This window comes from Mycobacterium sp. SMC-13 (genome assembly GCF_045311035.1).
In the GTDB taxonomy this organism is placed as follows: Bacteria; Actinomycetota; Actinomycetes; order Mycobacteriales; family Mycobacteriaceae; genus Mycobacterium.
In genome coordinates this window covers 56,324-78,104 of sequence record NZ_JBJIAI010000021.1, presented here as the reverse complement: position 1 = coordinate 78,104, position 21,781 = coordinate 56,324, and the positions used below count along the sequence as shown (strand labels likewise).

Below are 21,781 nucleotides of genomic sequence, written 5' to 3'. Positions count from 1 at the left end.
ATGCTGGGCGTCGGGTTCGGACCGTCGAATCTGGCGCTGGCCGTGGCGCTCGCCGAGCGTGGCGTGCGCGGCCGATTCGTCGACGCCCAGCAGCGGTTCGGCTGGCACCGCGACATGCTGCTGCCCGGCACCCGGATGCAGATTCCGTTCCTCAAAGACCTGGCGACGCTGCGCAATCCGCAGAGCGCGTTCACGTTCGTCAACTACCTGAGTGATCGGGGCAGGCTCGTCGACTTCATCGGTCGCCATGACGTCTTTCCCAGCCGGCACGAATTCCACGACTACCTGCAGTGGGCCGCGGATCAGTTCGCCGCCGATGTGCGCTACGGCCGCCGCGTGGTCGGCGTGACGGCAGGGGACGCGGGATTCGCGGTGCATCTGGAACCCGACGAGGTCATCTCGGCGCGCACCCTGGTGCTGGGCACGGGCCTGCACCCGGTGCTGCCCCCGGGCGCGCGCTCGAGCCTGCGCCAGTGGCACAGCCACCAATTACTCAGTGGGGTGGCTGCTCTCGGTCCGGTGGAGCGTGGCCGGTTCGCCGTGGTGGGCGCGGGGCAGAGCGCCGCCGAGGTGGTTTCCTACCTGCACCGCACCTACCCGCGCGCCGAGGTGCACGCGGTGTTCGGGCGGTACGGGTACAGCCTCGCCGACGACAGTGCCTTCGTGAACCGCATCTTCGATCCCGCCGCGGTCGACGAGTTCTACGGTGCGGACGGCGTGGAACGTCAGCGGCTGCTCGACTACCACCGGTCGGCCAACTACTCGGCCGTCGACGTCGACCTCATCGCGGAACTGTATGAACGCGAGTACAGCGAACGCGTGAGCGGGGACCGCCGGTTGTTCCTGCACCGGGCCTGCACTGTCACCGGCGCCGACGAAGACGGCGCGGAGGTCCGGCTGGGCCTGCGCAATCGCATCGACAACACGACCGAGACCGTGCGCTGCGATGCCGTGGTGTACGCGACCGGCTACGCGCCGATGGATGTGCCGGCGTTCCTGGGCGAGCTGGCGTCCTGCTACGAGTTCGATGAGCGGGGCCGTCCCTTGGCGACCCGGGACTACAAGTTGGTGGCCAGGCCGGGCGCGCCCGGGGACATCTACCTCAACGGCGCGACCGTCGAACACAGCCACGGGCTCGGCGCGACGCTGCTGTCGAACGTGGCCGTTCGCAGCGGCGAGATCGCGGCGGCGATCAGCCCGTGACGGTCAGGTAGATCAGCACCACATTGAGGGCCGAGATCAGCACGGCCACAGCCCATCCCAATGTCGTGACGAGGCGGTGGTTGATGTTCTCGCCCATCACGGCGCGGTTGCTGGTCAGGCGGACCAACGGGATGAGCGCGAACGGGATGCCGAACGACAGCACCACCTGCGAGATGACCAGCGCGCGCGTCGGGTCGAAGCCGACGGCCAGCACGACCAGCGCCGGAATCACCGTGACGGCCCGGCGCAGCAAGAGTGGATACGACCGATTGAGCAGGCCCTGCATGATCATGGCCCCGGCGTACGCACCGACCGATGAGGACGCCAGGCCCGAAGCCAGCAGACCGACCGCGAAGCACAGCGCGACCGCGGGGCCCAGGGCATTGCCGACGGCGGCGTGCGCACCCGCGATGGTATCGGTGCCTGCCACCCCCTGCAGATGCGTCGCCGCGACAAGCAGCATCGACAGGTTCACCGCGCCCGCGACCACCATCGCCAGGCCGACGTCGAAGCGGGTGACGCGCAGCATGTGGCGCAGCGGAGCGCCGGTCTCGGGCTTGCCGTGCCGGTCGCGGGCCAGGCCGGAGTGCAGGTAGACCACGTGCGGCATGACCGTCGCACCCAGGATCGCGGTGGCCAGCAAGAGGCTCTCGGGTCCGGCGAAGTGCGGCACGACGCCGCCGAGCACGGCACCGGGCGCGGGCGGATCGACGATCAGACTGGTGAGAAAGCCGATGGTGATGATCATCAGCAGTCCCGCGATGATCCGTTCGAACGCGCGCTGGCTCCCGCGGTTCTGCACCGACAGCAGGCACATCGAGACCACGCCGGTGATCACACCGCCCGCCAGCATGGGCAGCCCGAACAACAGTTGCAGCGCGATGGCGCCGCCCACCACTTCGGCGAGATCGGTTGCCACGGCGACCATTTCGGCCTGCACCCAGAATGCGAGCCGGGTGGGCGTGCGGCAGTTCTCGGCGACCAGCTCCGGCAGGGACCGGCCGGTCGTCAGCCCCAATTTGGCGGACAGGTACTGCACCAGGCCGGCCATGACGTTGGCCAGCAGGATGACCCAGACCAGCAGGAACCCGAACTTCGCGCCTGCGCTGATGTTGGCCGCGACGTTGCCCGGGTCCACGTAGGCGATGGCAGCGACGAACGCGGGACCCAACAGGGACCAGGTCGGGCGCGACGAGCGCGACGGTGCGCGGGTCTCGGTCAGCATGCACTCACTCTCTATCCGGGTTTGCGAATAGAAAAGTTAGGTTAGCCGAAATCTTGGGATTGTGGAAACCCTGTCAGCCGGCCGTCGAGCGCCCGTCGGGTGGCGGCGGGATGTCGCGGATCTGATGCCGGCTGGTCACGCCCAGCTTCGGAAATGAGCGGTAGAGGTACCCGGAGACGGTGCGCGTCGAGAGTTGAAGCCGGGCCGCGATCTGCGGGTTCGTCAAACCGCGGCCGGCCAGATAGACAACCTGATGCTCCTGGGGACTCAACCGTCCGGTGGACGGCGTCGCGGGTGCCGTCGTCGGAACTCCGGAAGCGCGCAGCTCCCGGGCGCAGATTTCCAGCCACGGTCCGGCGCCGAGTGTTTCGAACGTCGCCAGTGCGGCGGAGATGTGCCGGCGCGCTTCTTTGCGTCGTCGACTGCGCCGGAGCCAGCCCGAGTAGCTGAGCCGCAACCGCGCGCGTTCGAACGGCCACTGCTCACCTGCGGCGTCGGCCAGCGTCCGGGCGAGGGTGTCGCCGGTGTCTCCGACGCCGAGGAGGGCCGAGGCGTGGTTCACCAACTGGCCGACGCGCGCGGAGTGCGGTGGTGAAAGGTGGGTCAGTGCCGCGCTGAATCTGCGTCGTGCGTCGTCGACCATGCCCGTCCGGAGGGCTGCTTCGGCGTAGTCGACGAGGGCGCGGAAGGAGACGTGCGGGTGCAGCGGTGCGCCGGAATCGCTGAACAATTCGGCCAGATGGCCGTAGGCCCCGAGGTCGTTGCCGTCGACGAGATTGATCTGCCCGAGGATGTGGTGTGCCCGCGCAGAGTGCAGGCGGTTGTCGTGGAAATCCAGCACATCGAGGGCAGCGGTCAGCTGATCTCGCGCGGACGTGGTGTCGCCGCGCCGCGCTGTGACCGTGGCTCTGATCAGGTCCCCGGTGGCGGTGACCAACGGCTGATCGCTGACGGCCCCGAGCGTGTGCAAGTGGCCCGTGATGCGAAGCGCCTCGTCCCAGCGCCCGGTGTCGACACACGACCACGCCAGCATCGCCGTCGTAAGGGCGTGCCCGGTCGTCGAATCATGTTGCGTCATCAGGGATTGGGCGGCACGTAGCGTCCGGATGCCGAGCTCTGACTCGTCGGTGACTCCGGCGGCGAGCCCGATCAGGCTCAGATCCAGCACCCCGAATCCGTCGATCGGCCGGGTGCTGAAAGACGCCAGCTCGGCGCGTGCGCGCGGGGCGTCGGTCACCGCCCGGACCCACAGCCGTGATGTCGATGCGCTCCTTGTGGCCGCCGGGATCGAGTCAGCAAGTCGCTGAAGTGTTTTCGCTGTGTCGTGATAGGCGGCCGGGTCGCCGGACAGAAATGCTGCGGCGGCCGCCACGCGTAGCGGTTCCCAGGCCAGCGCGGGTTCCAGTTGGAGCGCTTCGTCGGCTGCGGCCAGCAGCGTCGCGGCAGCGGCCTGGCCGTCGTTCCACATCGTCGCCATCCCGTGGGCGGTCAGGGCGCGAATCCGGTCATGCGGACTGTGCGCGGTGGCTGACGCGGCATGGGCACGGTGCCAGGTCTGGCGCTGCGGCAACGCATGCAGTGCATCGGCCAGGAGACGATGTGCGTCCTGCCGGGCGGCCAGCGGCGCCCCGTAGTAGGCCGCGGAGCGGATGAGCGGGTTGACGGGGCTGATGCGCGCCGCCTCGATCCGCATGATGCCCGCGGTCTCCGCCGGCGCCAGGGCAGCCGGGTCGGCCAGCGCGCCCGGGGGCAGCACGCGCAGATCTGCGGCGGACGCCGCGGCGACGACGACGAGCGCCGCACGCGTGGCCGCGGGCAGATGCGCCAGATGCTGCGCGTAGATGGCTTGCACGTTGATCGGCAGGGGCAGGGGGTCCGGGGCCTGGCCCGCCATGGCCGCCGGGCCTGAGGTCGCACTGGAAAAGTGGATGATCGCCGCGGCATTGCCCGCGGATTGCTTCACGATCTGCTCGCGCAGGACTCCGCTCGGCGGTGTGGGTTGCGCCTCCAACAGCCTGAGCGACTGATCGAGATTCATTGGTTTGAGCGGGATTTCGACGGCGGACCGGCCTGCCAGACCCGTTGCCGCGACGGTGTCGGGCAAGGTCAGCGCCACGGTGACCGGGCGGCCGGCACTGCGTCGGGCGGCGAACAAGAGGACGCTGCGGGATTGGTCATCGAGCCAATGCGCGTCGTCGACAGTGACGAGGACCGGCTGTCGCCGCGGCACCGCGTCCAAGAGTTCGAGCAGCGCCGTGGCCAGTCGCGCGGTGTGGATCTGATCGCCGAACAGCGGTGTGCTGAAAAGGGTCTCGATGATGTCGGCACGCCCGTAGGGGTTGGCCTCGGCGCCGTTCAACGCCCGCAGGAGCCGGTGCAGACCGCCCAGCGGTGTGCCGGTCTCTCCGGGTAATCCGGCGATCCCGAGGACGCGATGACCCGACGCGGCTGCTTGTTGCTGGGCGATCGTGAGCAGGGACGTCTTGCCCGAGCCCAAGGCCCCGGAGATGACGATCACCTGCCCGTGCGGTGGTGTGGCGATGGCGTTCCGCAGGACCGTGAGTTCCGCGTCGCGGCCGATCAGCCGTGTCGACGCGGTATTCACACGCACCATGAGACATCCGATCGGTCAGCACGTCTAACGACAGATATTGATAACTTCCATCTACGCCGTAGATAATCTGGCGCGTGGAGTTACGGCAGGTGGAGCACTTCGTGGCGGTCGCCATCGAGCGCAGCTTCACCCGCGCGGCACGCCGCGTCCACGTCGTGCAGTCCGCCGTCTCGACATCGATCGCGAAGCTGGAACGTGAGCTCGGTGTGCAGTTGTTCGATCGCTCCCGTCAGCAGATCGAACTCACGGTCGCCGGCGAACGATTTCTCGCCCAGGCGCACGAACTGTTGCGCGTCGCGGGCTCAGCCGCGGAATCGGTCGCGTCCAGTCGCGGCCGGCTGATGGGCAGCGTCGAATTCGGGTCATTGATCTCCTACGGGCCGATGAATGTCGCCCAGGTGCTCGGAGAGTTCCATCGAGAGCACCCCTTTGTACGACTTCGATTGCAACTCAATCAATCTGGCGCCTCGGCATACCTCTCGGCACTCGTCGACGGCTCGTTGGACCTGGCGCTGGTCTCGGTGCCCAACAGATTCCCGCCACAGCTCGAGATGCGGCTGATGTTCGAGGAACCGATGGTGTTCGTGTGCCGCGACGATCACCCGATGGCAGCCCAGAACGTGGCCGGTCTGCTCGAACTGGCGGGGGAGGACCTGATCGGGTTCCCACCCGACTGGGGTTTTCGGTCCTTGCTGGACAACGCCTTTCTGTCCGCGGGCGTCCAGTCGCGGCCCGTCCATGTGATCCCTGCCGGCTTCTCGGTTATCGGTGAACTGGTTCGCCAAGGCCTCGGGACCACTTTCATGCCGGCGTCGGAGTGCGCACAGTTCGACGATCTGCGCGTCATCGAATTGCGGCAATCTGTCAGGTGGCAGGTCTATCTGGCGTCGCAGCCCAGGGACCGCCTGACACCGGCCACCGCGGCCCTGGCCGACATGCTGATCCAGGCGGCGCCAGGCTAGCTCATCGGGAGTGTCGGCTTGTGGTCGACGATCGTCGACATCCTCGACCACAAGCCGACATTCGACTGCTACTTGGCGTGCGTGCCCGTGCCCTCCTTGGTGTGCCCGGCGTCGTGGGATGCCTTGGCGGGCTTCGTGGTTCCGGTCTTGGCCGGCTTGGTTTCGGTCTTCGTTCCGCCCGGGGTGCTGCCCTTGGTGCCGGCCTTGGTGTCGCCGCCGTCGGCGCCGGATGAGGAGTCCCCACCTGAGGCGTGGTCAGCGCCCTTGCCTTGTCCCGTGGTGGGCGTCTTGCCGCTGCCGGTACCGGTGCCGGTGCCGGTGGCTACGGTGCCGCTGTTGCCGGACGTGCCGCCGCTGGTGTCCGCGGGCTTGGTCGCGCCGCTGGGGTCGGTCGCGGTGTCCTTGCCGCCATCCGTGCCGATGCCCGTCGACGAATCCGGTTTGGTCACAGCCGGTTTCGTGGCGGTGTCCGCCGAGCTGGCCGGATCCGTCTTCGGGGTATCCGTCTTCGTGGTGTCGGTCTTCGTCGTGGGCTGGTCGGCCGGCTGTGCGGTCTCCGTTGCTGCCTTGGCGGGCAGCGCCTTCACGGTGGTCGCTGCCGGCAGGGCGATCGTCGTCGCATCGGTGGCCGGCACAGCGTTGGCCGCCGCCGTCTTGGTCGTCGTGATCGGCGGCGGCTTGAGCGCACCCGCAACCAGCTTCTGCAGCAGCTGCAGCGCGGCCACCGGACCGGGCAGATTGACGGTGAAGCCCAGTGGTCCGTCACCGATGTTGATGCCGAACGAGGTCAGCAGCCCGCCCGCGTACAGCGGCACGCCGGGGAGCCCGGTATCGATCACGGTCGACAGGTCCGGGCCGTAGCCGCCGTTGAGAACACCGTTGAGGACGGTGGCGGGAATCGAGATCAGCGAGGTGGCGACCTTGCCGAGATCGCCGGTGCGCGTGGCGTCGATGACGTCCTGCACGGCGGCGCCCAGCGCGGCAGGCGCCTGGATCAGCGGGCCGAGGAGGCCGCCGACGATGACGAGGGCGTTCGACGGTTGCAGCCCGCCGAAGCCCTGGTTCAGGGTGTTGAGGACGTTGACCGCGTTCTGCAGTGGGTTGGCGGCGATGACGCCCAGCGGGCCGAGTTTGTCGATCGCGCTGACGAGGCCCTGCAGCGGGTAGGCGATGGAGTTGAGCGCCGGCGCCAGCAGATTGGTCAGCGGGATCAGCGCGTTCAACCCGACCAGGAGCAGCTGATTCGTCGCATCCTCGACGTTGCCCTTCGTCAGATTGGTCCCGATCTGGCCGAGGGTGCTGCCCAGCGCGTTCAACAGCGGCGGCGCCGGTGCGAACGGCACGGCCGGCTGCGGAGTCGGGTCGACCTTGACCGAACCCGGCGACGACACCAGCTTCAGCAGGTCCTGCAGCGCGGCGAGTTGGTTGTTGAGGGCCGCGGTCAGGATCGGCGTCGGCCCGTTGGTCTGTGCCGTGCTCACGATGGTCTGCAGGCTGGCGACGGTGTTGTTGAACGCCTGCGCGTACGCCTCGAAGGGGTTGATGGTGGCGGTCAGACGTACCGCGGTGCGCTCGATCTGAGCTTCCATGTGGTGAATCTGGGTACTGACGGTCGGCGCCATGACCGGGGCGACGGCGATAGCCGCGGCCCCGGCCAGGGACACGCCGACGGAAGCGAACGGTCGAGCGGCGGTGTGCATGGCGGGCCCTTTCAAAGGCTCAGAATCGGACATTCGGCGAACTGACTTTCGCGTAAGTTCGCCCTGATTCTGGCTTCGAGAGGTGGGTCGCCCGCTAGCGACGAATGACTCTATTTTCGACGGCGTCAGATGCGCCGGTACAGCCCTTTCCCGGTGATGAGCGGCAGGTCCAGCGTCGTGCGGATGCCCGGCTCGGCGGCCACGACCGCCGGGATCGCGTTCACGACGCGGGCAGCGGTGGCAACGAGTCCGGCGTGATTGTGGTCGCCCTTGCCGCTGCTCAGGCACAGGTCCAGGGCGTACGACGGCTCGCCGGTCACCTCGACGCGGTACGAGCCGCCCTCCTGCGCGGGCTGTGGCCAGTCGGGGCAGAGATCGTCACGGAGGCGGGTGATGTGCTCGAGCACGACGGCCGGGTGGCCGTCCTTCATGCCGCGCACCTCGAACCGCATGGCTGCCGTCGTGCCCGCCGGGATGTGGCCCGACGCGATGTCGAAGTCCTCGGGCGCGGGCACCCGGGCGTGCGTCTCGGTCACCTCGTCGAGTTCGATGCCGAGACCCGCGGCCAACTGCCGCACGACCGAACCCCACGCCAGGCTCAGCACGCCGGGCTGCAGCAGCATCGGTAACTCATCGATGGGCTTGCCGAAGCCCATCACGTCGAACATCACCGTCGCGCTGTCGTAGGTGGCGTAGTCGACGATCTCCATGCACCGGACCTGCTCGACGCTCTGACAGGTGCCCATGAGGGCAAGGGGGAGAAGGTCATTGGCGAAGCCCGGGTCGATGCCGTTCACAAACAGCGACGAACCGCCTTGTTGTGCGGCGTCTTCGAGCGGCGCGATCAGTTCGGCGGGCAGCACCTGCCACGGATACTGCAGGAACACCGCCGCACTGGCGACGACGTTGATCCCGGCGGCCAGGATGCGGCGGTAGTCCTCCAGCGCCTCGGGCAGCCGGTTGTCTGCCATCGCCGTGTAGACGACGCAGTCGGGCTTGCTCGCCAAGATGGCGTCGAGGTCGTCGGTGGCCGTGACGCCGGTCGAAATATCAAGTCCGGCAAGCTCTCCGGCGTCTTTGCCGGCCTTGGCGGCAGAGGACACCCAGACGCCGGTCAGTTCGTAGGCGGGGTCATTGATGAGCTGAGTCAGGGCATGGCGGCCGACGTTGCCAGTGCCGACTGCGGCGACTTTGATGGGCATGCAGACGTTCCTCACAGGTCCGGGATGGGGAGATCAAGGTTGGGAAACGTGAGGCCGCCGTCGACCTCCAGCACCTTGCCGGTGACGTAGGCACCGGCCGGGGAGGCCAGGTACAGCGCGGCGGCCGCGATGTCCTCCGGGTCGCCGAGGCGGCGCATCGGGGTGGCCTTCTCCATGGGGTCGCGTAACGCCTCGTTGGAGGCGACGATGTCCAGCGCGGAGGTCAGGATCGAACCGGGCGCGATGCCGTTGACCCGGATCTTCGGGCACAGGTCCATGGCGGCGAGCTTGGTGTAGTGCGCGAGTGCCGCTTTGGCCGTGCCGTATGCGGCGAATCCGCGGCCCGCCAGCCGGCCGACGGCTGAGGTGATGTTGATGACGCTGCCACCGCCGGCGTGCTCCAGCATCAGCGGGACCGCCGCCTGTGTCAGTGCGTGCGCGGTGGCGACGTTGAAGGTGAAGGCGTCTTTGAGATCCTGCGGCGAGGTGTACATCAGCGGCCCGGGCATGGTGCCGCCGACGTTGTTGACGACGACATCTAGTCGGCCGAACGCCTCGACCGCCGCGGCGGCGAGCTTGGCGGTCTCGTCCGGGTGGGCGAGGTCGGCGGCGATGACGTGCGCCTTGCGGCCGGCGGCCTCGACCTGCGCGGCGACCTCGTGCAACTGAGACTCGGTCCGCGCGGCAATCAGCACGTCAGCACCGGCTTCGGCGAATGCGACGGCAATGGCCGCGCCGAGGCCGCGGCCCGCGCCGGTCACCACCGCTACCTGGTCGTCGAGCCGGAATCTGTCCAGAATCACGTGTGCCTCACTCGCGTCGTCGTGGTCGTTGTTAGGCACGCTAGCAAGTTTGGGACGCCGCGGGAACGAATTTCTAGAACACGTTTCAATTGCTGCGAATGCGTTGACCGCTCCGGCTGATACGTACACGTGGGGTGCTATGGCGAGCGTGCGGGTTTGGACCGGATCGGCGGGCGAAACCAGACAAAAGCGACACGTTCGTCGTAGGACGCGCGGGCGGCCCCGGTGAGAGACCGCCGACCGCTCAGGACCGCGACTTCGCGCTGGACTTGGCGCCGGACTTCGAGCCGGCCTTGGCGGTGGACTTCCGCGACTTCACGCTGGCCTCCAGCTTGGCCAGCAGATCGGAGACGTCCTCGGTCGCGTCCAGCTCGGTCGCCGCTTCCTCGGTGGTGAACGCCTCGCCGCCCGCGATCTTGGCTTCGATGAGCTCTTCCATCTGCTCGCGGTAGGTGTCGTGGAACTGCTCGGGCTGGAAGTCCTCGGTCATCGAGTCCACCACCTGGCCGGCCATCGTCAGCTCGGCCTTCTTGATCTCGACTTCCTTGTCCAGCACCGGGAAATCCGGATCGCGAATCTCGTCGGGCCACAGCAGCGTGTGCACGATCATCACGTTGCGCTTGCCGAAATCCTTGACGCGCAACGCCGCCAGCCGCGTCTTGTTACGCAGCGAGAAATGCACGATGGCCACGCGGTCGGTCTGCGCCAACGTCTGGGCCAGCAGCACGTACGACTTCGAGGACTTCGAGTCCGGCTCGAGGAAATAACTGCGGTCGTACATGAGCGGATCGATCTGCTCGGCCGGGACGAACTCGACGACCTCGATCTCGCGGCTGCGCTCTTCCGGCAGCGTGGCGATGTCCTCGTCGGTGATGATGACGGTCTGGCCGTCCTCCGATTCGAAAGACTTGGCGATATCCCGAAACTCGACGACCTCGCCGCAGACCTCGCACACCCGCTTGTATCGGATGCGGCCGTTGTCCTTGGCGTGCACCTGATGAAACTTGATGTCGTGATCCTCAGTGGCGCTGTACACCTTCACCGGCACATTGACCAGACCGAAGGCGACTGACCCCTTCCAGATGGACCGCATACCCCAGTATGGCCCATGATCGCGCCGTGGCTTGGATACTTGAGGTGTGGAGCAATTCGGACGGGTGCGGCTGACCAACCCCGACAAGGTGCTCTATCCGGCGACCGGCACCACCAAGGCCGACGTTTTCGACTATTACCTCGCCGTCGCCGGCGCGATGTTGCCGCACATCGCGGGCCGTCCCGTCACCCGTAAACGGTGGCCCAATGGTGTTGCGCAGCAGCCGTTCTTCGAGAAGCAGCTGGCGTCGTCGGCGCCGGAGTGGCTGGAGCGCGGCGCCATCACGCATCGCAGCGGAACCACCGTCTATCCGATCATCGACACGCCCGAGGGGCTGGCCTGGATCGCCCAACAGGCGTCGTTGGAAGTGCATGTGCCGCAATGGCGCTTTGTCGGTGGGGGCGGCGGGCCGGGCGAGGCCCCGGCGCCCGGGCCCGCGACACGCATCGTGTTCGACCTGGATCCGGGCGAGGGTGTCACGATGGCGCAGTTGTGCGAGGTGGCGCGTGCCGTCCGCGAACTCGTCGCCGGCATGGATCTGGAGGCCCATCCGGTGACCAGCGGCAGTAAGGGTTTACACCTGTATGTGCCGCTGGCCTCGCCCGTCAGCTCCCGCGGTGCGTCGGCTGTCGCCAAACGTGTTGCCCAGCAACTCGAATCGTCGATGGGTGGGCTGGTCACCGCGACCATGACCCGCAGTCTGCGGGCCGGCAAGGTGTTTCTGGACTGGAGCCAGAACTCCGCGGCCAAGACGACGGTGGCCCCGTACTCGTTGCGCGGCCGCGACGAGCCGACGGTGGCGGCGCCGCGTACCTGGGAGGAACTCGACGATCCCGAGTTGCGCCAGCTGCGGTTCGACGAGGTGCTGGCCCGCCTGGCCGACGACGGCGATCTGCTCGCGGACATGGACGGCGACGCGCCGGTGGCCGACCGGCTCACCACCTACCGCAGCATGCGGGACCCCGGTCGCACGCCGGAGCCGGTGCCCGCGGCCCCGCCCGCATCGGGTCTCAACAACCGCTTCGTCATCCAAGAACACCACGCCCGCCGGCTGCACTACGACTTCCGGCTCGAACGCGACGGCGTGCTGGTCAGTTGGGCTGTCCCGAAGAACCTTCCGGACACCTCGACCGTCAACCACCTCGCGGTGCACACCGAAGACCACCCGCTGGAGTACGCCACCTTCGAAGGCGACATCCCCAAGGGCGAATACGGCGGCGGGCACGTCACGATCTGGGATTCGGGCACCTACGACACCGAAAAGTTCCGGGACCCAGGCGAAAACGGCGAGGTCATCGTCAACCTCCACGGCAGCCGGGTCTCCGGGCGCTACGTGCTGATCCAGACCGAAGGTAAGAACTGGCTGGTGCGCCGGATGAAAGAGCAACGGCTGCAACCCATGCTGGCCACGCACGGCTCGGTGGGCCGGCTGTCTCCGGACCACTGGGCCTTCGAAGGAAAGTGGGACGGCTACCGGCTCCTGGTCGACGCCGACCACGGCCGAATTCGGCTGACCGCTCGCAGCGGCCGTGACGTCACGGGAGAATTCCCGCAACTGCAGTCGTTGGCAGCCGATCTCGCCGACCACCACGTGATCCTCGACGGCGAGGTGGTGGCGTTGCAGGACGGTGTGCCGAGCTTCCAGGCCATGCAGAACCGCGGATCCGGCAGCCACATCGAATTCTGGTGTTTCGACATCCTGTCCCTCGACGGACGCGACCTGACCCGCGCGAAGTACCGGGATCGGCGAAAGTTGTTGGAGACCTTGGCCTCTGACGGTGCGCTGACGGTACCGCCACTGCTGCCGGCGGAAGACCCCCTGAAGTTCGCCGATGAGCGCGGCTATGAAGGGGTGGTCGCGAAGAAATGGGATTCGGGGTACCGGCCGGGGCGGTCGGAGGCCTGGGTGAAGGACAAGTTCTGGCGCACACAGGAAGTGGTGATCGGCGGCTGGCGGGCCGGGGAGGGCGGCCGCACCAGCGGTATCGGGGCGCTGCTGGTCGGGGTTCCCGAAGGCGACGGCCTGCAGTTCGCCGGCCGCGTCGGTACCGGGTTCACCGACAAGATGCTGGCTGATCTGAAGGCGATGCTCAAGCCGCTCGAGACGCGCGAATCACCTTTTACCGCACCGCTTTCCACCCTGGATGCCAAAGGCGTGACCTACGTGCGGCCCGAACTGGTGGGCGAGGTGCGCTACAGCGAGCGCACCACGGACAACCGCTTGCGCCAGCCCAGCTGGCGTGGCCTCCGCCCCGACAAGACGCCCGCAGAGGTCACCTGGGAGTGATTTGTGCACGATTTTCCGCGGCAGGCGCGGATTTTCGTGCACAAATCACGGCAGGCAGAGTGCGGCGGCGACGGCCTCTTCCAGCCCGCGCGTCGCCAGCTGATCGGCCAACTCGTTGTCGGTGATGCCGGAGTGCCCCTTGACCCAGAACCACTCGACCTGGTGCCGGGCGCAGGCCGCCTGTAGTCGCTGCCACAGATCGACGTTCTTCACGGGCTGCTTCGACGCCGTCATCCAGCCGTTGCGCTCCCAGCCGTACACCCACTTGGTGATGCCGTTGCGGACGTAGGTGCTGTCGGTGTGCAGGTGCACCACGACGGGCCGCGTCAACGCCTCGAGCGCCATGATCGGTGCCATCAGCTCCATGCGGTTGTTGCTGGTTTCACCGGCCTCACCGCCGAACATTTCGCGCACGTGGTGGCGCATGCGCAGCACCGCACCCCAGCCGCCGGGGCCGGGGTTGGGGCGGCAGCCGCCGTCGGTGTGGATGACCACGACGTCGTCGGTAGCGGAGTCGCTCATCGGCTGAGAATAGGTGCCGAGATCATCGCCGTGCGGACCGACATCCCGAATTCGTGATGCCGCAGCGTGGTGATCCGGCGTCCGGGTTGCACCGCCGGTTTGACGGGCGCGGTGCGGTCAGCGAAGAAGGCGGCGGTGGCATCGATGTCGTCGACGACGTAGGTCAGGCCCCACAACGTGGACGGGCCGTCGCCCGTGGCGCCGGGCGACCCGACGACCTCGAGGATCACCTCGCCCAGCCGGAAGAAGATCTGCCGCATCGGCCGGCCGCCCAGTTCGCCGTCCCGTTCGCGGCGCGGATGGACGTCGACGGCCGCCAGCGCCGCGACGGTCCGTTTCAAGTCGGGTGACAGCAGCACGACGTGGTCGACCGATACCGCGCCGTTGGGGTGCTCGGCGGGCGTCGGCGGCGGCGCGTCCGATCGCATGGTGGGGATGCCGTCGAGCGGCTGGTCGGACGGCACGCCGCGCAGTGCCCATCCGACGATGCCCGTGCCACGCTCGCGTCCGACCAACCGCATACGGACGCCGCCGACCCGGCATACGCCGTCCGGCTCGACGGTGAAGCCGGCCGCGGTCCACGCGTCGGCGGGGTCGGCGACCTCGAATTCATCGACGCTGACGGTCATTGCCCGGCCTCGTCGACCGTCACCCGGAGTCGTGGCGGTTTCGTATCCGGCGCCACCCGTGCCCACACCGCGTCGACCATGGGCGCCAACAGTAGTTCGCCCATCTGCCGGGCGAGCACGGCGACGACCTGGGTGTTCTCGCGGCGCGTGGTCGAGGCGCGACCGGTCTTGCGGGCCGCCCGGACCTCGCGTTGCGTGAGGTCGACGATGACGTCGACCAGGTGGCTGTCGGCGACGTTCGGTTGCAGCAGGGCCCGGCGCACGTAGTCGACCACCGCCGGATTGGCCCGCAGCATGTCGCGGACGGCGGCGTCGCGCACGGCGGTGGAGGCGTCTTCGGGCACCTCGGCAAGCGCACCCGCGAAGTAGTCGACCACCAGCTGGTCCACCGCGTTCCGCAGGCCGGCCTTGGTCTTGAAGTGGTGCTGCACCAGGCCGACCGCGACGCCTGCCTCCGCGGCGATGGCGCGCAACGAGATTCGGTCTTCGCCGTGTTTGGCGTACAGGTCCAGCGCGGTGTTGCGGATGCGCGCTTTGGCTGTCAGGTCGTCGACAGTTGCCCTCGGATCAACCATCAGACCTCCCATCGGCAACCGGATCAATGTACTGTACACATGAACAGGGGCCTATACAGTTGTATAGCGCGCAGAATTTAGCGAGGTGGACCAATGTCAGAGCTCTTCCCGAAGTACCGGGCCAGCTGGGAGACCGATCAGCACCGCGAGCTGCGTCAGCACGCGGCGGCGTTCCTGGCCAAGGAGGCCACGCCCAACCAGGAGCGGTGGGCCAAGAACCACCAGGTCGACCGCGAGTTCTGGAACAAGCTCGGCGACGCCGGCCTGCTCGGCCTGGACCTGCCCGAGGAGTACGGCGGTGCGGGCGGTGACTTCGGGTTCTCGGCCGTGGTGGCCGAAGAGTTTGCGCTGGCCCATGATTCGGCCTCCGGCTGGTCGGTGCATTCGCCGATCGTGGCGCACTACATCGACACCTACGGCAACGCGGAGCAGAAGGCCCGTTGGATGCCGAAGATCATCAGCGGCGAGACGGTGCTGGCCATCGCGATGACCGAGCCGGGCACCGGTTCGGACCTGCAGGCCGTCCGCACCACCGCCATCCGCGATGGCGACCACTACGTCATCAACGGCTCAAAGACCTTCATCTCCAACGGATCTCTGTGCGACATGGTGGTGATCGTCGCCAAGACCGATCCCACGCAGGGCGCGGCCGGGGTGTCGCTGATCGTCGCCGAGGTCAACGACCTGCCGGGCTTCGAGCGCGGCCGGGTGCTGGAGAAGGTCGGTCAGCACGGCCAGGACACCCGCGAGCTGTTCTTCACCGACATGCGCGTGCCGGTCACCAACCTGCTCGGTGAGCAGGAAGGTCTGGGCTTCTACCAGCTGATGTCGCAGCTGGCCCGCGAGCGGCTCGTCATCGGATCGATCTGCGCCGGCATGGCCGAGGCCGCGGTGCTGGAGGCCATCAAGTACACCAAGCAGCGCGAGGCCTTCGGCAAACCGCTGATCAACTTCCAGCACAACCGATTCCAGCTCGCCGAGCTCAAGGCCGAGGTGCTGTCGATCAAGACCACGGTGGACTACTGCGTCCAGTCGCTGATCGACGGCGACAACGATCCGGCGATCGCGTCCATGGGCAAGCTGATCGCCGCCGATCGGGCAGTGGCCGTCGTCGACCGCTGTGTGCAGTTCTTCGGCGGGTACGGCTACATGATGGAGTACCCGATCGGCCGGGCCTACGCCGCGGCGCGCGTGAACAAGATCTACGGCGGCACAAGCGAAATCATGAAGGAGATCATCAGCCGCACGCTGTGATCCAGCTGCTGGAGTGTGCACAGATGTCCCTGACGCCCTGACGTGTCGGGGACATCTGTGTCTCCTCGCCAAAGGCGCCGTTCGGTGGCATCCTGAGGCCATGAGCTCAGGCGATTACACCGACGAGGATGACGATCAGCTGACGCAGGAGGACATGCTGATCGACCGCGGCGTCGACGACCTGCTGGACGAGGGCTACGTGCCGCCCGACAAATGGCGTGAGCCCCGGGACCAAGAGACCCTCGACGAGCTGCTCGCCGAGGAAGAGCCGGACCCGGCGCTGCAGCTTGACGAGGGTGACGATCCCGACGAGCAGTGGGGCGAAGACGAGGTCGGTGACCAGCGGTCCGGCCGGCTCGTGGCCGGCGAGCAGGACGGTGAGCTGCTTGCCGGGGACGTCGGCATCGACGGGAGCGCGGCCTCCGCCGAGGAGGCCGCGGTCCACGTCATCGACGAGTAGTCGCGCTCAGACCTTGGCGATGACGTTCTCGGCGAACATCTCCAGGTGCTTGATCTTCTCGTCGAGCGGCTGGGTGTCCTCGCCCATGATGTAGGGCACGCGGAAGCCGACGATGACGTCGGTGACGCCCTTGTCCTCGAGGCGCTTCACGCCGTCGACGGTGAAGCCGTCGATCGAGATGACGTGAATCTGGAACTCGTCGCACAGCCCGATGCGCTCTTCGGATTCGCGGTACTGCGCGAGCTTCTTGAGCAGCGGGTCGAGCTCAGCCGGGTCGCCGCCGCCGTGCATCCAGCCGTCGTTGCGGGCGGCGCGCTTGAGTGCGGCGTCGGCGTGGCCACCGACCAGGATCGGCACCGGCTTGGTCGGCGCCGGCGTCATCTTGGTCTTGGGGATGTCGTAGAACTCGCCGTGGTACTCGAAGTAGTCGCCCTGCGTCAGGCCGCGGATGACGTCGATGCACTCGTCCATGCGCTTGCCGCGGCGGGCGAACGGCACACCCATGACCTCGTAGTCCTCCGGCCACGGGCTGGTGCCCACGCCCAGGCCCAGGCGGTTGTCGAACATCGCGGCCAGCGAGCCGGCCTGCTTGGCCACCAGCGCCGGCGGCCGGATGGGCAGCTTCAGCACGAAGATGTTGAAGTGCAGCTTGGTGGTGACGGCCGACAGCGCGCCGATCAGGGCGAACGACTCGATGAACGACTTGCCGTCGAGGAACTCGCGGCTGCCGTCGGCGGTGTACGGGTAGGTCGAGTCGGACTCGAAGGGGTACGCGATGCTGTCCGGGATGGTCATCGCGTGGTAGCCGGCCTCGTCCGCCGCCTTGGCCAGCGGGATGTAGTAGGACGGGTCGGTCATCGCTTCGGCGTAGGTGAACCTCATGAAGCGATACTAGAACGTGTTCTAGTTTCATGGGCCGGGTACGGCCCATTCAGTGGTCGTCAGTTCAGCGGGAACGGCGGCAACCCGGTGCCGCTGATTGCGTAGCCGCCCTGCTGGCTGCGCTCGGTGACGCGTGCCGTTGCAGTGCGCTCGCCCACGGCCACGGTGACGGCAGTGCGCGGCAGCTCGTCGAGCGTCTCGAAAACCGTTCCCCGCCAGTGGTACTGGCCGTCGATCGGATCGAGGTGCCCGGCCAGCCGGACCCGGACGTCGCGGCCGTCGATCGTGGCGGGTCCGTCGTACAGGTCTTCGGCCTCCGCAATTTCCGCCCGCGCGGCCGGCGCCACGGGACCGCCGGGCAGGAATCCGCTCCGCCGCCACAACCGCCGCGCGATGGGGCCGAGGAGTCCAACTTCCTCCAGGAATGACGCCAGCGGCGCGAAGCCGGCGATCTGTGTCTCGATCCGGTGCGGCGACGTCCGCGCCATGCGGCGCGCGGCCCGCGCGTCCAGCCCCACGCGGCGGTACTGCACCTTGTTGGTGAACAGGAACCGGAAGAACAGGCCGCCCACGCCGTTGAGGTTACCGATCCAGAAGCGCTTGGCCCACGACATCTCCGGCGCCCGCTTGCGCAGGCCGTCGCGGGCGAACTGGATGTGCCGGGCCTCCTCGGTGACGTGAATTCGCATGAGCCGCTGCACCATCGGCTGCAGCTCGGGATCGTCCATCATCTGCCGCTGCAGTGAATCGAAAATCTCCTCGCCGATCAGCGCCGCCACCCACAGCACCGAGCCCTGGAACGCGAACGGCAGCATGTTGATGATGGTGCGCTGGTACCACTTGGGGCGTACCGGGTCGGCGCCCACCTTCTCGATGGCCTTGCCGAACATCACCATGTGGCGGGTCTCGTCGCCGAGTTCGGTCAGCTCGTAGTGGGTGGCACTCGCCGTCGGGTCCTGATGCATCGCCTTGCGCAGCAGGGCCTGGTTGAGGATGTTCTCGAACCAGATGCCCGCCGACAGGGTGTTCACCAGTTCCTGGCGTGACAGCTCGATCTGCTCGGCCCGGCTCATCGACTCCCAGAGCGGGGTGCCGTACAGCGACACCACTTTCGGCGGCAGGAAGTACTTGTCCGGGTCGATCGGCGCGTCCCAGTCGATGTCGACGATCGGCGCGTAAGACTTGCGTACCGAGCCTTTGAGCAGGCGTTCGGCGAATTCCGCGCGCGTCGTCTGGCCTTTGACCGAAGCTGTCATCGTTGACATCCCTTCGAAAGTGTCCGTAATCCGAAGCTACGTCCGATACCAGAGGTAGTCAATACCTGCGGTACTGGATAAAACTGCGGCCGCCGCAGGCCGCTAGCCTTCGCGGATGCGCACAATCCACGTCATCGGTATCGGCGCCGGCGACCCGGAGTACGTCACCGCCCAAGCCATCGCGGCGCTCAACGACACGCAGGTGTTCTTCGCGATGGACAAAGGCGACACCAAGGACGATCTCGTCGCGCTGCGCCGGCTGATCTGCGAGCGCTTCATCGAAGACCCCGGCTACCGGTTCGTGGCACTGCCCGATCCCAAGCGGGCCAAAGATCGCGAGTACCACGAGGCCGTCGCCGAATGGCATGCCGCGCGGGCCCGGCTGTGGGCGCAGGCCATCGAGACCGAACTGGGGCCGGATGGCGTGGGCGCCTTTTTGGCGTGGGGCGACCCGTCGCTCTACGACAGCACGCTGCGCATCCTGGACCGCGTCGCCGAACACGTCGAGTTCGAGTTCGACGTCATCCCCGGCATCACCGCCATCCAGGCGCTCACCGCTCGACATCGCGTCCCGCTCAACGACATTGGCGAGCCGGTGCTCATCACGACGGGGCGTCAGCTGCGTGAGCACGGGCTGGCGGGGGCCGCGGTGGTGATGCTCGACGGCGAGTGCTCGTTCCTGGAATGCCCACCGCAGACGCGGATTTGGTGGGGCGCCTACCTCGGCACCCCGGACGAGATGCTGATCGCCGGGACCGTCGGCGAGGTCGGGGAACGCATCGCGCGGGAGCGGGCCGACGCCCGGGCGCGGCACGGCTGGATCATGGACACCTACCTGCTGCGGGCAGAATCGACAGCATGAAATCGCTGCTGGTTCGTGCTGGGTTGACCGGCCTGGCGTTGTGGTTGGTCACGCGCATGGTGTCGGGGATCTACTTCGTCTTCCCCGTGGGCGCCGGCCAACTCGAGCGGGTCGGCATCATCCTGGTGGTGGCGTTCGTCTTCGGGTTGGTCAACGCCATCATCAAGCCGATCGTGCAGCTGTTCGCGATCCCGCTCTACATCCTCACGCTCGGCCTCATCCACATCGTCATCAACGCCTGGATGCTGTGGATCACCTCGTGGATCACCGAGAACACCACCCACTGGGGCCTGGGGATCGACCAGTTCTGGTTCACGGCGATCTGGGCGGCGATCCTGCTGTCAATCGTCGGCTGGGCGCTGGGTCTGGTGCAGCGCGCCATCGAGAGCTAGGGATTTGTGCACGTTTTTCCGCGCCGACCGCGGAAAAACGTGCACAAATCCCTACGCCAGCGACGCCCGGATCGCGTGTAATTCGTTGGCGCCGAACGCCGGTGGTTCGGTGATCTCGGCTGCCGGGCGTCCGGTGCGCACCGCGTCGGCCAGATCGCCGAGCGTCGCGGTCAGTCGCTGGGCGTCGGCGGGGGTGAACGGCGCTTCGGACTGCTCGGTGGCCCATGCGGTGGCGAGTGTGCGGTAGGCCAGTTGCTCGGTTGCGACGATGATCGGCCAAAGTCGTTCTGCCGCAACCCGGCTGCGGTTCGATCCGCCGATGGCGGTGTCGTAGACCGGGAGCATCGCCATCGCCCGTACCTGCAGATCGCGGCGGTCGTTGCGGGCCTGATCGGTGGTGACCGCACCCGCGGCCAGATGGCCGACCACGACGGCGACGGCGTCCAGCGTGGCCGCGATCGACTCGGCGGGGCGCGCTGCGGGATGGCCACGCCGCGTCAGCCACAGCACCACAAGTGCCACCGCGCAACCGATCACGGTGTCGATGCCGCGGGCCAGCAGCATGGCGGGCACATCGGTGATGTGGTGTCCGCCCGACGCGATGGTCAGTGCCGCGGGCGTGATGAAGATGACCGCGACGGTGTAGTTGCGCACCACGAACATCTCGATGACGAACTGCAACGTACCGACGATCAGGGCCAGCCACGGTCCACCCGGTGCCGCGGTCAAGATTCCCCCGGCCAGCACCAAGCCGAGCCACGTGCCCAGGGTGCGTTCGAGGCCGCGTTGCACCGTGCGCCGCCAGTCGAAGCCCTGGTGCAGCATCAGCACCGCCGCCGCCATCGCCCAGTACGCGTGGTCCATGTTCAGGCCGACGGTGACGGTTCCGGCGATCGCGACGGCGACCGCGGTGCGCAGGGCCGCGGTCAGCGGGGGAGCCCCCGGCGTCATCGCCCGGCGCAGCAGCGTCGCGACGGACGGCCGCCCGAGCGGGATCAGGCCCGCGAAACTGCCGCCGATGTCGTCGGGCACCGTGCCCAGTTGCCGGGCTAGTGCGGCGCTGTCGACGGACAGCGGCCGGCCGTGATCGGCGGCGGCCATGGCCTCGGCGAACAGCACATGTAGTCGGCGGTTCGTCATCCGCAGTCGATACAGGGTGTCGTCAGGCTTGGGGTGCACCGGCTGGAACGTGACGAGCGTGATCCACGCTTCGTGCAAGAGTTGAGCGGCGCGGTGCCGCGCATCGGGCGAAGACGTTTCGATGTAGGTGGCCACCGCTTCGGCGGCACCGGCCACCGCAGCGCGCTCGGGCCCGCGGGGGCGGACCAGTACGCCGGCCATGTGCACCACCCAGGCGAACGCGCCGCCGGCCAGTACCAGCGCACCCAGCCGCCAGGGACTCAGGTGCTCGGCCGCGATCCCGACCGCCGCCGCGCACGCCAGCACTGGCATGTAGGCGCCGGGCGGTCCGACCGACAGGGCCTGGCAGATCAGTACGGCGGCCATCGCGATGACGCTCACCACGAGAACCGCCGACCACGGGGTTGCCGCCGCCCAGTCGCCGAGCGCCACGACCACCGCGAACGAGACCGCGATGGCGCCGAGATACATCGCACGGTTGAGATACGGCCGTCCGCTGCCGTACAGCGAGGTGAAACCACCGATGGTGGCGACCAGCCCGGCCGGCACGTCTCCTGCCGCCCACCCGGCGAGAATCGGCACCACCATGCAGATCGACGCCCGCAGTGCGAACGGCCAGCGACGCGGCACGCTGTTGATGACCAGCATGCGTCGCAGCGGATTGGTGGCCGGGGCGGGCGCCGAGCGGTCTGCCATGTGTACAGCATGCGGTACATCCAG

General features: G+C 67.7%; 19 protein-coding genes. 7 read left to right on the top strand and 12 right to left on the bottom strand.

Annotation, left to right across the window (positions count from 1 at the left end; translation table 11 throughout):
- Positions 1-1,203, top strand: a complete 1,203-nt coding sequence (locus ACJH6I_RS24780; RefSeq protein WP_406784722.1) for a lysine N(6)-hydroxylase/L-ornithine N(5)-oxygenase family protein — start codon at positions 1-3, stop codon at positions 1,201-1,203.
- Here the strand turns inward: ACJH6I_RS24780 and ACJH6I_RS24775 are convergent.
- Positions 1,193-2,428: an Nramp family divalent metal transporter gene (locus ACJH6I_RS24775; protein WP_318987158.1), complete on the bottom strand. Its 1,236-nt coding sequence runs from the start codon at positions 2,426-2,428 to the stop codon at positions 1,193-1,195. The two genes, ACJH6I_RS24780 and ACJH6I_RS24775, sit on opposite strands and share 11 nt — an antisense overlap.
- Positions 2,429-2,501: 73 nt before the next feature.
- Positions 2,502-5,042, bottom strand: a complete 2,541-nt coding sequence (locus ACJH6I_RS24770) for an AAA family ATPase (protein WP_318987159.1) — start codon at positions 5,040-5,042, stop codon at positions 2,502-2,504.
- A gap of 74 nt (positions 5,043-5,116) precedes the next feature.
- Here ACJH6I_RS24770 and ACJH6I_RS24765 point away from each other — a divergent pair, with 74 nt between their 5' ends.
- Positions 5,117-6,004, top strand: a complete 888-nt coding sequence (locus tag ACJH6I_RS24765; RefSeq protein ID WP_318987160.1) for a LysR family transcriptional regulator — start codon at positions 5,117-5,119, stop codon at positions 6,002-6,004.
- A gap of 68 nt (positions 6,005-6,072) precedes the next feature.
- Here ACJH6I_RS24765 and ACJH6I_RS24760 read toward each other — a convergent pair whose 3' ends face one another.
- From ACJH6I_RS24760 to ACJH6I_RS24745, 4 genes are all read right to left on the bottom strand, one after another.
- Positions 6,073-7,704, bottom strand: coding sequence for a hypothetical protein (locus ACJH6I_RS24760; protein WP_318987161.1), 1,632 nt, complete (start codon positions 7,702-7,704; stop codon positions 6,073-6,075).
- 125 nt (positions 7,705-7,829) lie between these two features.
- Positions 7,830-8,906 carry a diacylglycerol kinase gene (locus ACJH6I_RS24755; RefSeq protein ID WP_318987162.1) on the bottom strand — a complete coding sequence of 359 codons (1,077 nt, stop codon included), beginning with the start codon at positions 8,904-8,906 and terminating at the stop codon, positions 7,830-7,832.
- An 11-nt stretch (positions 8,907-8,917) separates the two neighbouring features.
- Positions 8,918-9,709, bottom strand: a complete 792-nt coding sequence (locus tag ACJH6I_RS24750) for an SDR family oxidoreductase (RefSeq protein ID WP_318987178.1) — start codon at positions 9,707-9,709, stop codon at positions 8,918-8,920.
- 244 nt (positions 9,710-9,953) lie between these two features.
- Positions 9,954-10,802 carry a Ku protein gene (locus ACJH6I_RS24745; RefSeq protein ID WP_318987163.1) on the bottom strand — a complete coding sequence of 283 codons (849 nt, stop codon included), beginning with the start codon at positions 10,800-10,802 and terminating at the stop codon, positions 9,954-9,956.
- A gap of 46 nt (positions 10,803-10,848) precedes the next feature.
- On the opposite strand from ACJH6I_RS24745, the gene ligD reads away from it, so the two are divergent.
- Positions 10,849-13,089, top strand: a complete 2,241-nt coding sequence (ligD, locus tag ACJH6I_RS24740; RefSeq protein WP_318987164.1) for a non-homologous end-joining DNA ligase — start codon at positions 10,849-10,851, stop codon at positions 13,087-13,089.
- 45 nt (positions 13,090-13,134) lie between these two features.
- On the opposite strand, the gene rnhA is transcribed toward ligD, so the two are convergent.
- Genes rnhA through ACJH6I_RS24725 form a run of 3 tightly spaced genes read right to left on the bottom strand, consistent with a single transcriptional unit; the run spans position 13,135 to position 14,815 of the window.
- Positions 13,135-13,611 (bottom strand): ribonuclease HI, encoded by a 477-nt coding sequence (rnhA, locus tag ACJH6I_RS24735; protein ID WP_212813016.1) that lies wholly within the window; start codon positions 13,609-13,611, stop codon positions 13,135-13,137.
- Positions 13,608-14,240 carry a glyoxalase gene (locus ACJH6I_RS24730; RefSeq protein ID WP_318987165.1) on the bottom strand — a complete coding sequence of 211 codons (633 nt, stop codon included), beginning with the start codon at positions 14,238-14,240 and terminating at the stop codon, positions 13,608-13,610. The genes rnhA and ACJH6I_RS24730 overlap by 4 nt, the downstream gene beginning before the upstream one ends.
- Positions 14,237-14,815, bottom strand: a complete 579-nt coding sequence (locus ACJH6I_RS24725; protein ID WP_020099003.1) for a TetR/AcrR family transcriptional regulator — start codon at positions 14,813-14,815, stop codon at positions 14,237-14,239. The genes ACJH6I_RS24730 and ACJH6I_RS24725 overlap by 4 nt, the downstream gene beginning before the upstream one ends.
- Before the next feature lie 93 nt (positions 14,816-14,908).
- On the opposite strand from ACJH6I_RS24725, the gene ACJH6I_RS24720 reads away from it, so the two are divergent.
- Positions 14,909-16,069 (top strand): acyl-CoA dehydrogenase family protein, encoded by a 1,161-nt coding sequence (locus ACJH6I_RS24720; RefSeq protein ID WP_318987166.1) that lies wholly within the window; start codon positions 14,909-14,911, stop codon positions 16,067-16,069.
- Between the two features lie 100 nt (positions 16,070-16,169).
- Positions 16,170-16,529 (top strand): DUF5709 domain-containing protein, encoded by a 360-nt coding sequence (locus ACJH6I_RS24715; RefSeq protein WP_318987167.1) that lies wholly within the window; start codon positions 16,170-16,172, stop codon positions 16,527-16,529.
- 6 nt (positions 16,530-16,535) lie between these two features.
- Here ACJH6I_RS24715 and ACJH6I_RS24710 read toward each other — a convergent pair whose 3' ends face one another.
- Both ACJH6I_RS24710 and ACJH6I_RS24705 read right to left on the bottom strand, forming a co-directional pair.
- Positions 16,536-17,411 (bottom strand): LLM class flavin-dependent oxidoreductase, encoded by an 876-nt coding sequence (locus tag ACJH6I_RS24710; RefSeq protein WP_318987168.1) that lies wholly within the window; start codon positions 17,409-17,411, stop codon positions 16,536-16,538.
- 59 nt (positions 17,412-17,470) lie between these two features.
- Positions 17,471-18,667, bottom strand: a complete 1,197-nt coding sequence (locus tag ACJH6I_RS24705) for a diiron oxygenase (RefSeq protein ID WP_318987169.1) — start codon at positions 18,665-18,667, stop codon at positions 17,471-17,473.
- Between the two features lie 115 nt (positions 18,668-18,782).
- Here ACJH6I_RS24705 and cobF point away from each other — a divergent pair, with 115 nt between their 5' ends.
- Complete coding sequence (gene cobF / locus ACJH6I_RS24700; RefSeq protein ID WP_406784711.1) at positions 18,783-19,529, top strand: precorrin-6A synthase (deacetylating); 747 nt, start codon at positions 18,783-18,785, stop codon at positions 19,527-19,529.
- A complete protein-coding gene (locus ACJH6I_RS24695; RefSeq protein WP_318987171.1) occupies positions 19,526-19,921 on the top strand; it encodes a phage holin family protein in 396 nt (131 codons plus the stop codon). The genes cobF and ACJH6I_RS24695 overlap by 4 nt, the downstream gene beginning before the upstream one ends.
- A 51-nt stretch (positions 19,922-19,972) precedes the next feature.
- Here ACJH6I_RS24695 and ACJH6I_RS24690 read toward each other — a convergent pair whose 3' ends face one another.
- The gene (locus tag ACJH6I_RS24690; RefSeq protein ID WP_406784710.1) at positions 19,973-21,757 is read right to left on the bottom strand and encodes an FUSC family protein; all 1,785 of its coding nucleotides are present in this window, start codon (positions 21,755-21,757) and stop codon (positions 19,973-19,975) included.
- Between the last annotated feature and the right edge of the window lie 24 nt (positions 21,758-21,781).

What these genes read in the sequence shown, in the direction of transcription:
- ACJH6I_RS24780 (WP_406784722.1), top strand. Translation starts at nt 1, where the DNA reads ATGCTGGGCGTCGGGTTCGGACCGTCGAATCTGGCGCTGGCCGTGGCG.
- ACJH6I_RS24775 (WP_318987158.1), bottom strand. Translation starts at nt 2,428, where the DNA reads ATGCTGACCGAGACCCGCGCACCGTCGCGCTCGTCGCGCCCGACCTGG.
- ACJH6I_RS24770 (WP_318987159.1), bottom strand. Translation starts at nt 5,042, where the DNA reads ATGGTGCGTGTGAATACCGCGTCGACACGGCTGATCGGCCGCGACGCG.
- ACJH6I_RS24760 (WP_318987161.1), bottom strand. Translation starts at nt 7,704, where the DNA reads ATGCACACCGCCGCTCGACCGTTCGCTTCCGTCGGCGTGTCCCTGGCC.
- ACJH6I_RS24755 (WP_318987162.1), bottom strand. Translation starts at nt 8,906, where the DNA reads ATGCCCATCAAAGTCGCCGCAGTCGGCACTGGCAACGTCGGCCGCCAT.
- ACJH6I_RS24745 (WP_318987163.1), bottom strand. Translation starts at nt 10,802, where the DNA reads ATGCGGTCCATCTGGAAGGGGTCAGTCGCCTTCGGTCTGGTCAATGTG.
- rnhA (WP_212813016.1), bottom strand. Translation starts at nt 13,611, where the DNA reads ATGAGCGACTCCGCTACCGACGACGTCGTGGTCATCCACACCGACGGC.
- ACJH6I_RS24730 (WP_318987165.1), bottom strand. Translation starts at nt 14,240, where the DNA reads ATGACCGTCAGCGTCGATGAATTCGAGGTCGCCGACCCCGCCGACGCG.
- ACJH6I_RS24725 (WP_020099003.1), bottom strand. Translation starts at nt 14,815, where the DNA reads ATGGTTGATCCGAGGGCAACTGTCGACGACCTGACAGCCAAAGCGCGC.
- ACJH6I_RS24720 (WP_318987166.1), top strand. Translation starts at nt 14,909, where the DNA reads ATGTCAGAGCTCTTCCCGAAGTACCGGGCCAGCTGGGAGACCGATCAG.
- ACJH6I_RS24715 (WP_318987167.1), top strand. Translation starts at nt 16,170, where the DNA reads ATGAGCTCAGGCGATTACACCGACGAGGATGACGATCAGCTGACGCAG.
- ACJH6I_RS24710 (WP_318987168.1), bottom strand. Translation starts at nt 17,411, where the DNA reads ATGAGGTTCACCTACGCCGAAGCGATGACCGACCCGTCCTACTACATC.
- ACJH6I_RS24705 (WP_318987169.1), bottom strand. Translation starts at nt 18,667, where the DNA reads ATGACAGCTTCGGTCAAAGGCCAGACGACGCGCGCGGAATTCGCCGAA.
- cobF (WP_406784711.1), top strand. Translation starts at nt 18,783, where the DNA reads ATGCGCACAATCCACGTCATCGGTATCGGCGCCGGCGACCCGGAGTAC.
- ACJH6I_RS24695 (WP_318987171.1), top strand. Translation starts at nt 19,526, where the DNA reads ATGAAATCGCTGCTGGTTCGTGCTGGGTTGACCGGCCTGGCGTTGTGG.
- ACJH6I_RS24690 (WP_406784710.1), bottom strand. Translation starts at nt 21,757, where the DNA reads ATGGCAGACCGCTCGGCGCCCGCCCCGGCCACCAATCCGCTGCGACGC.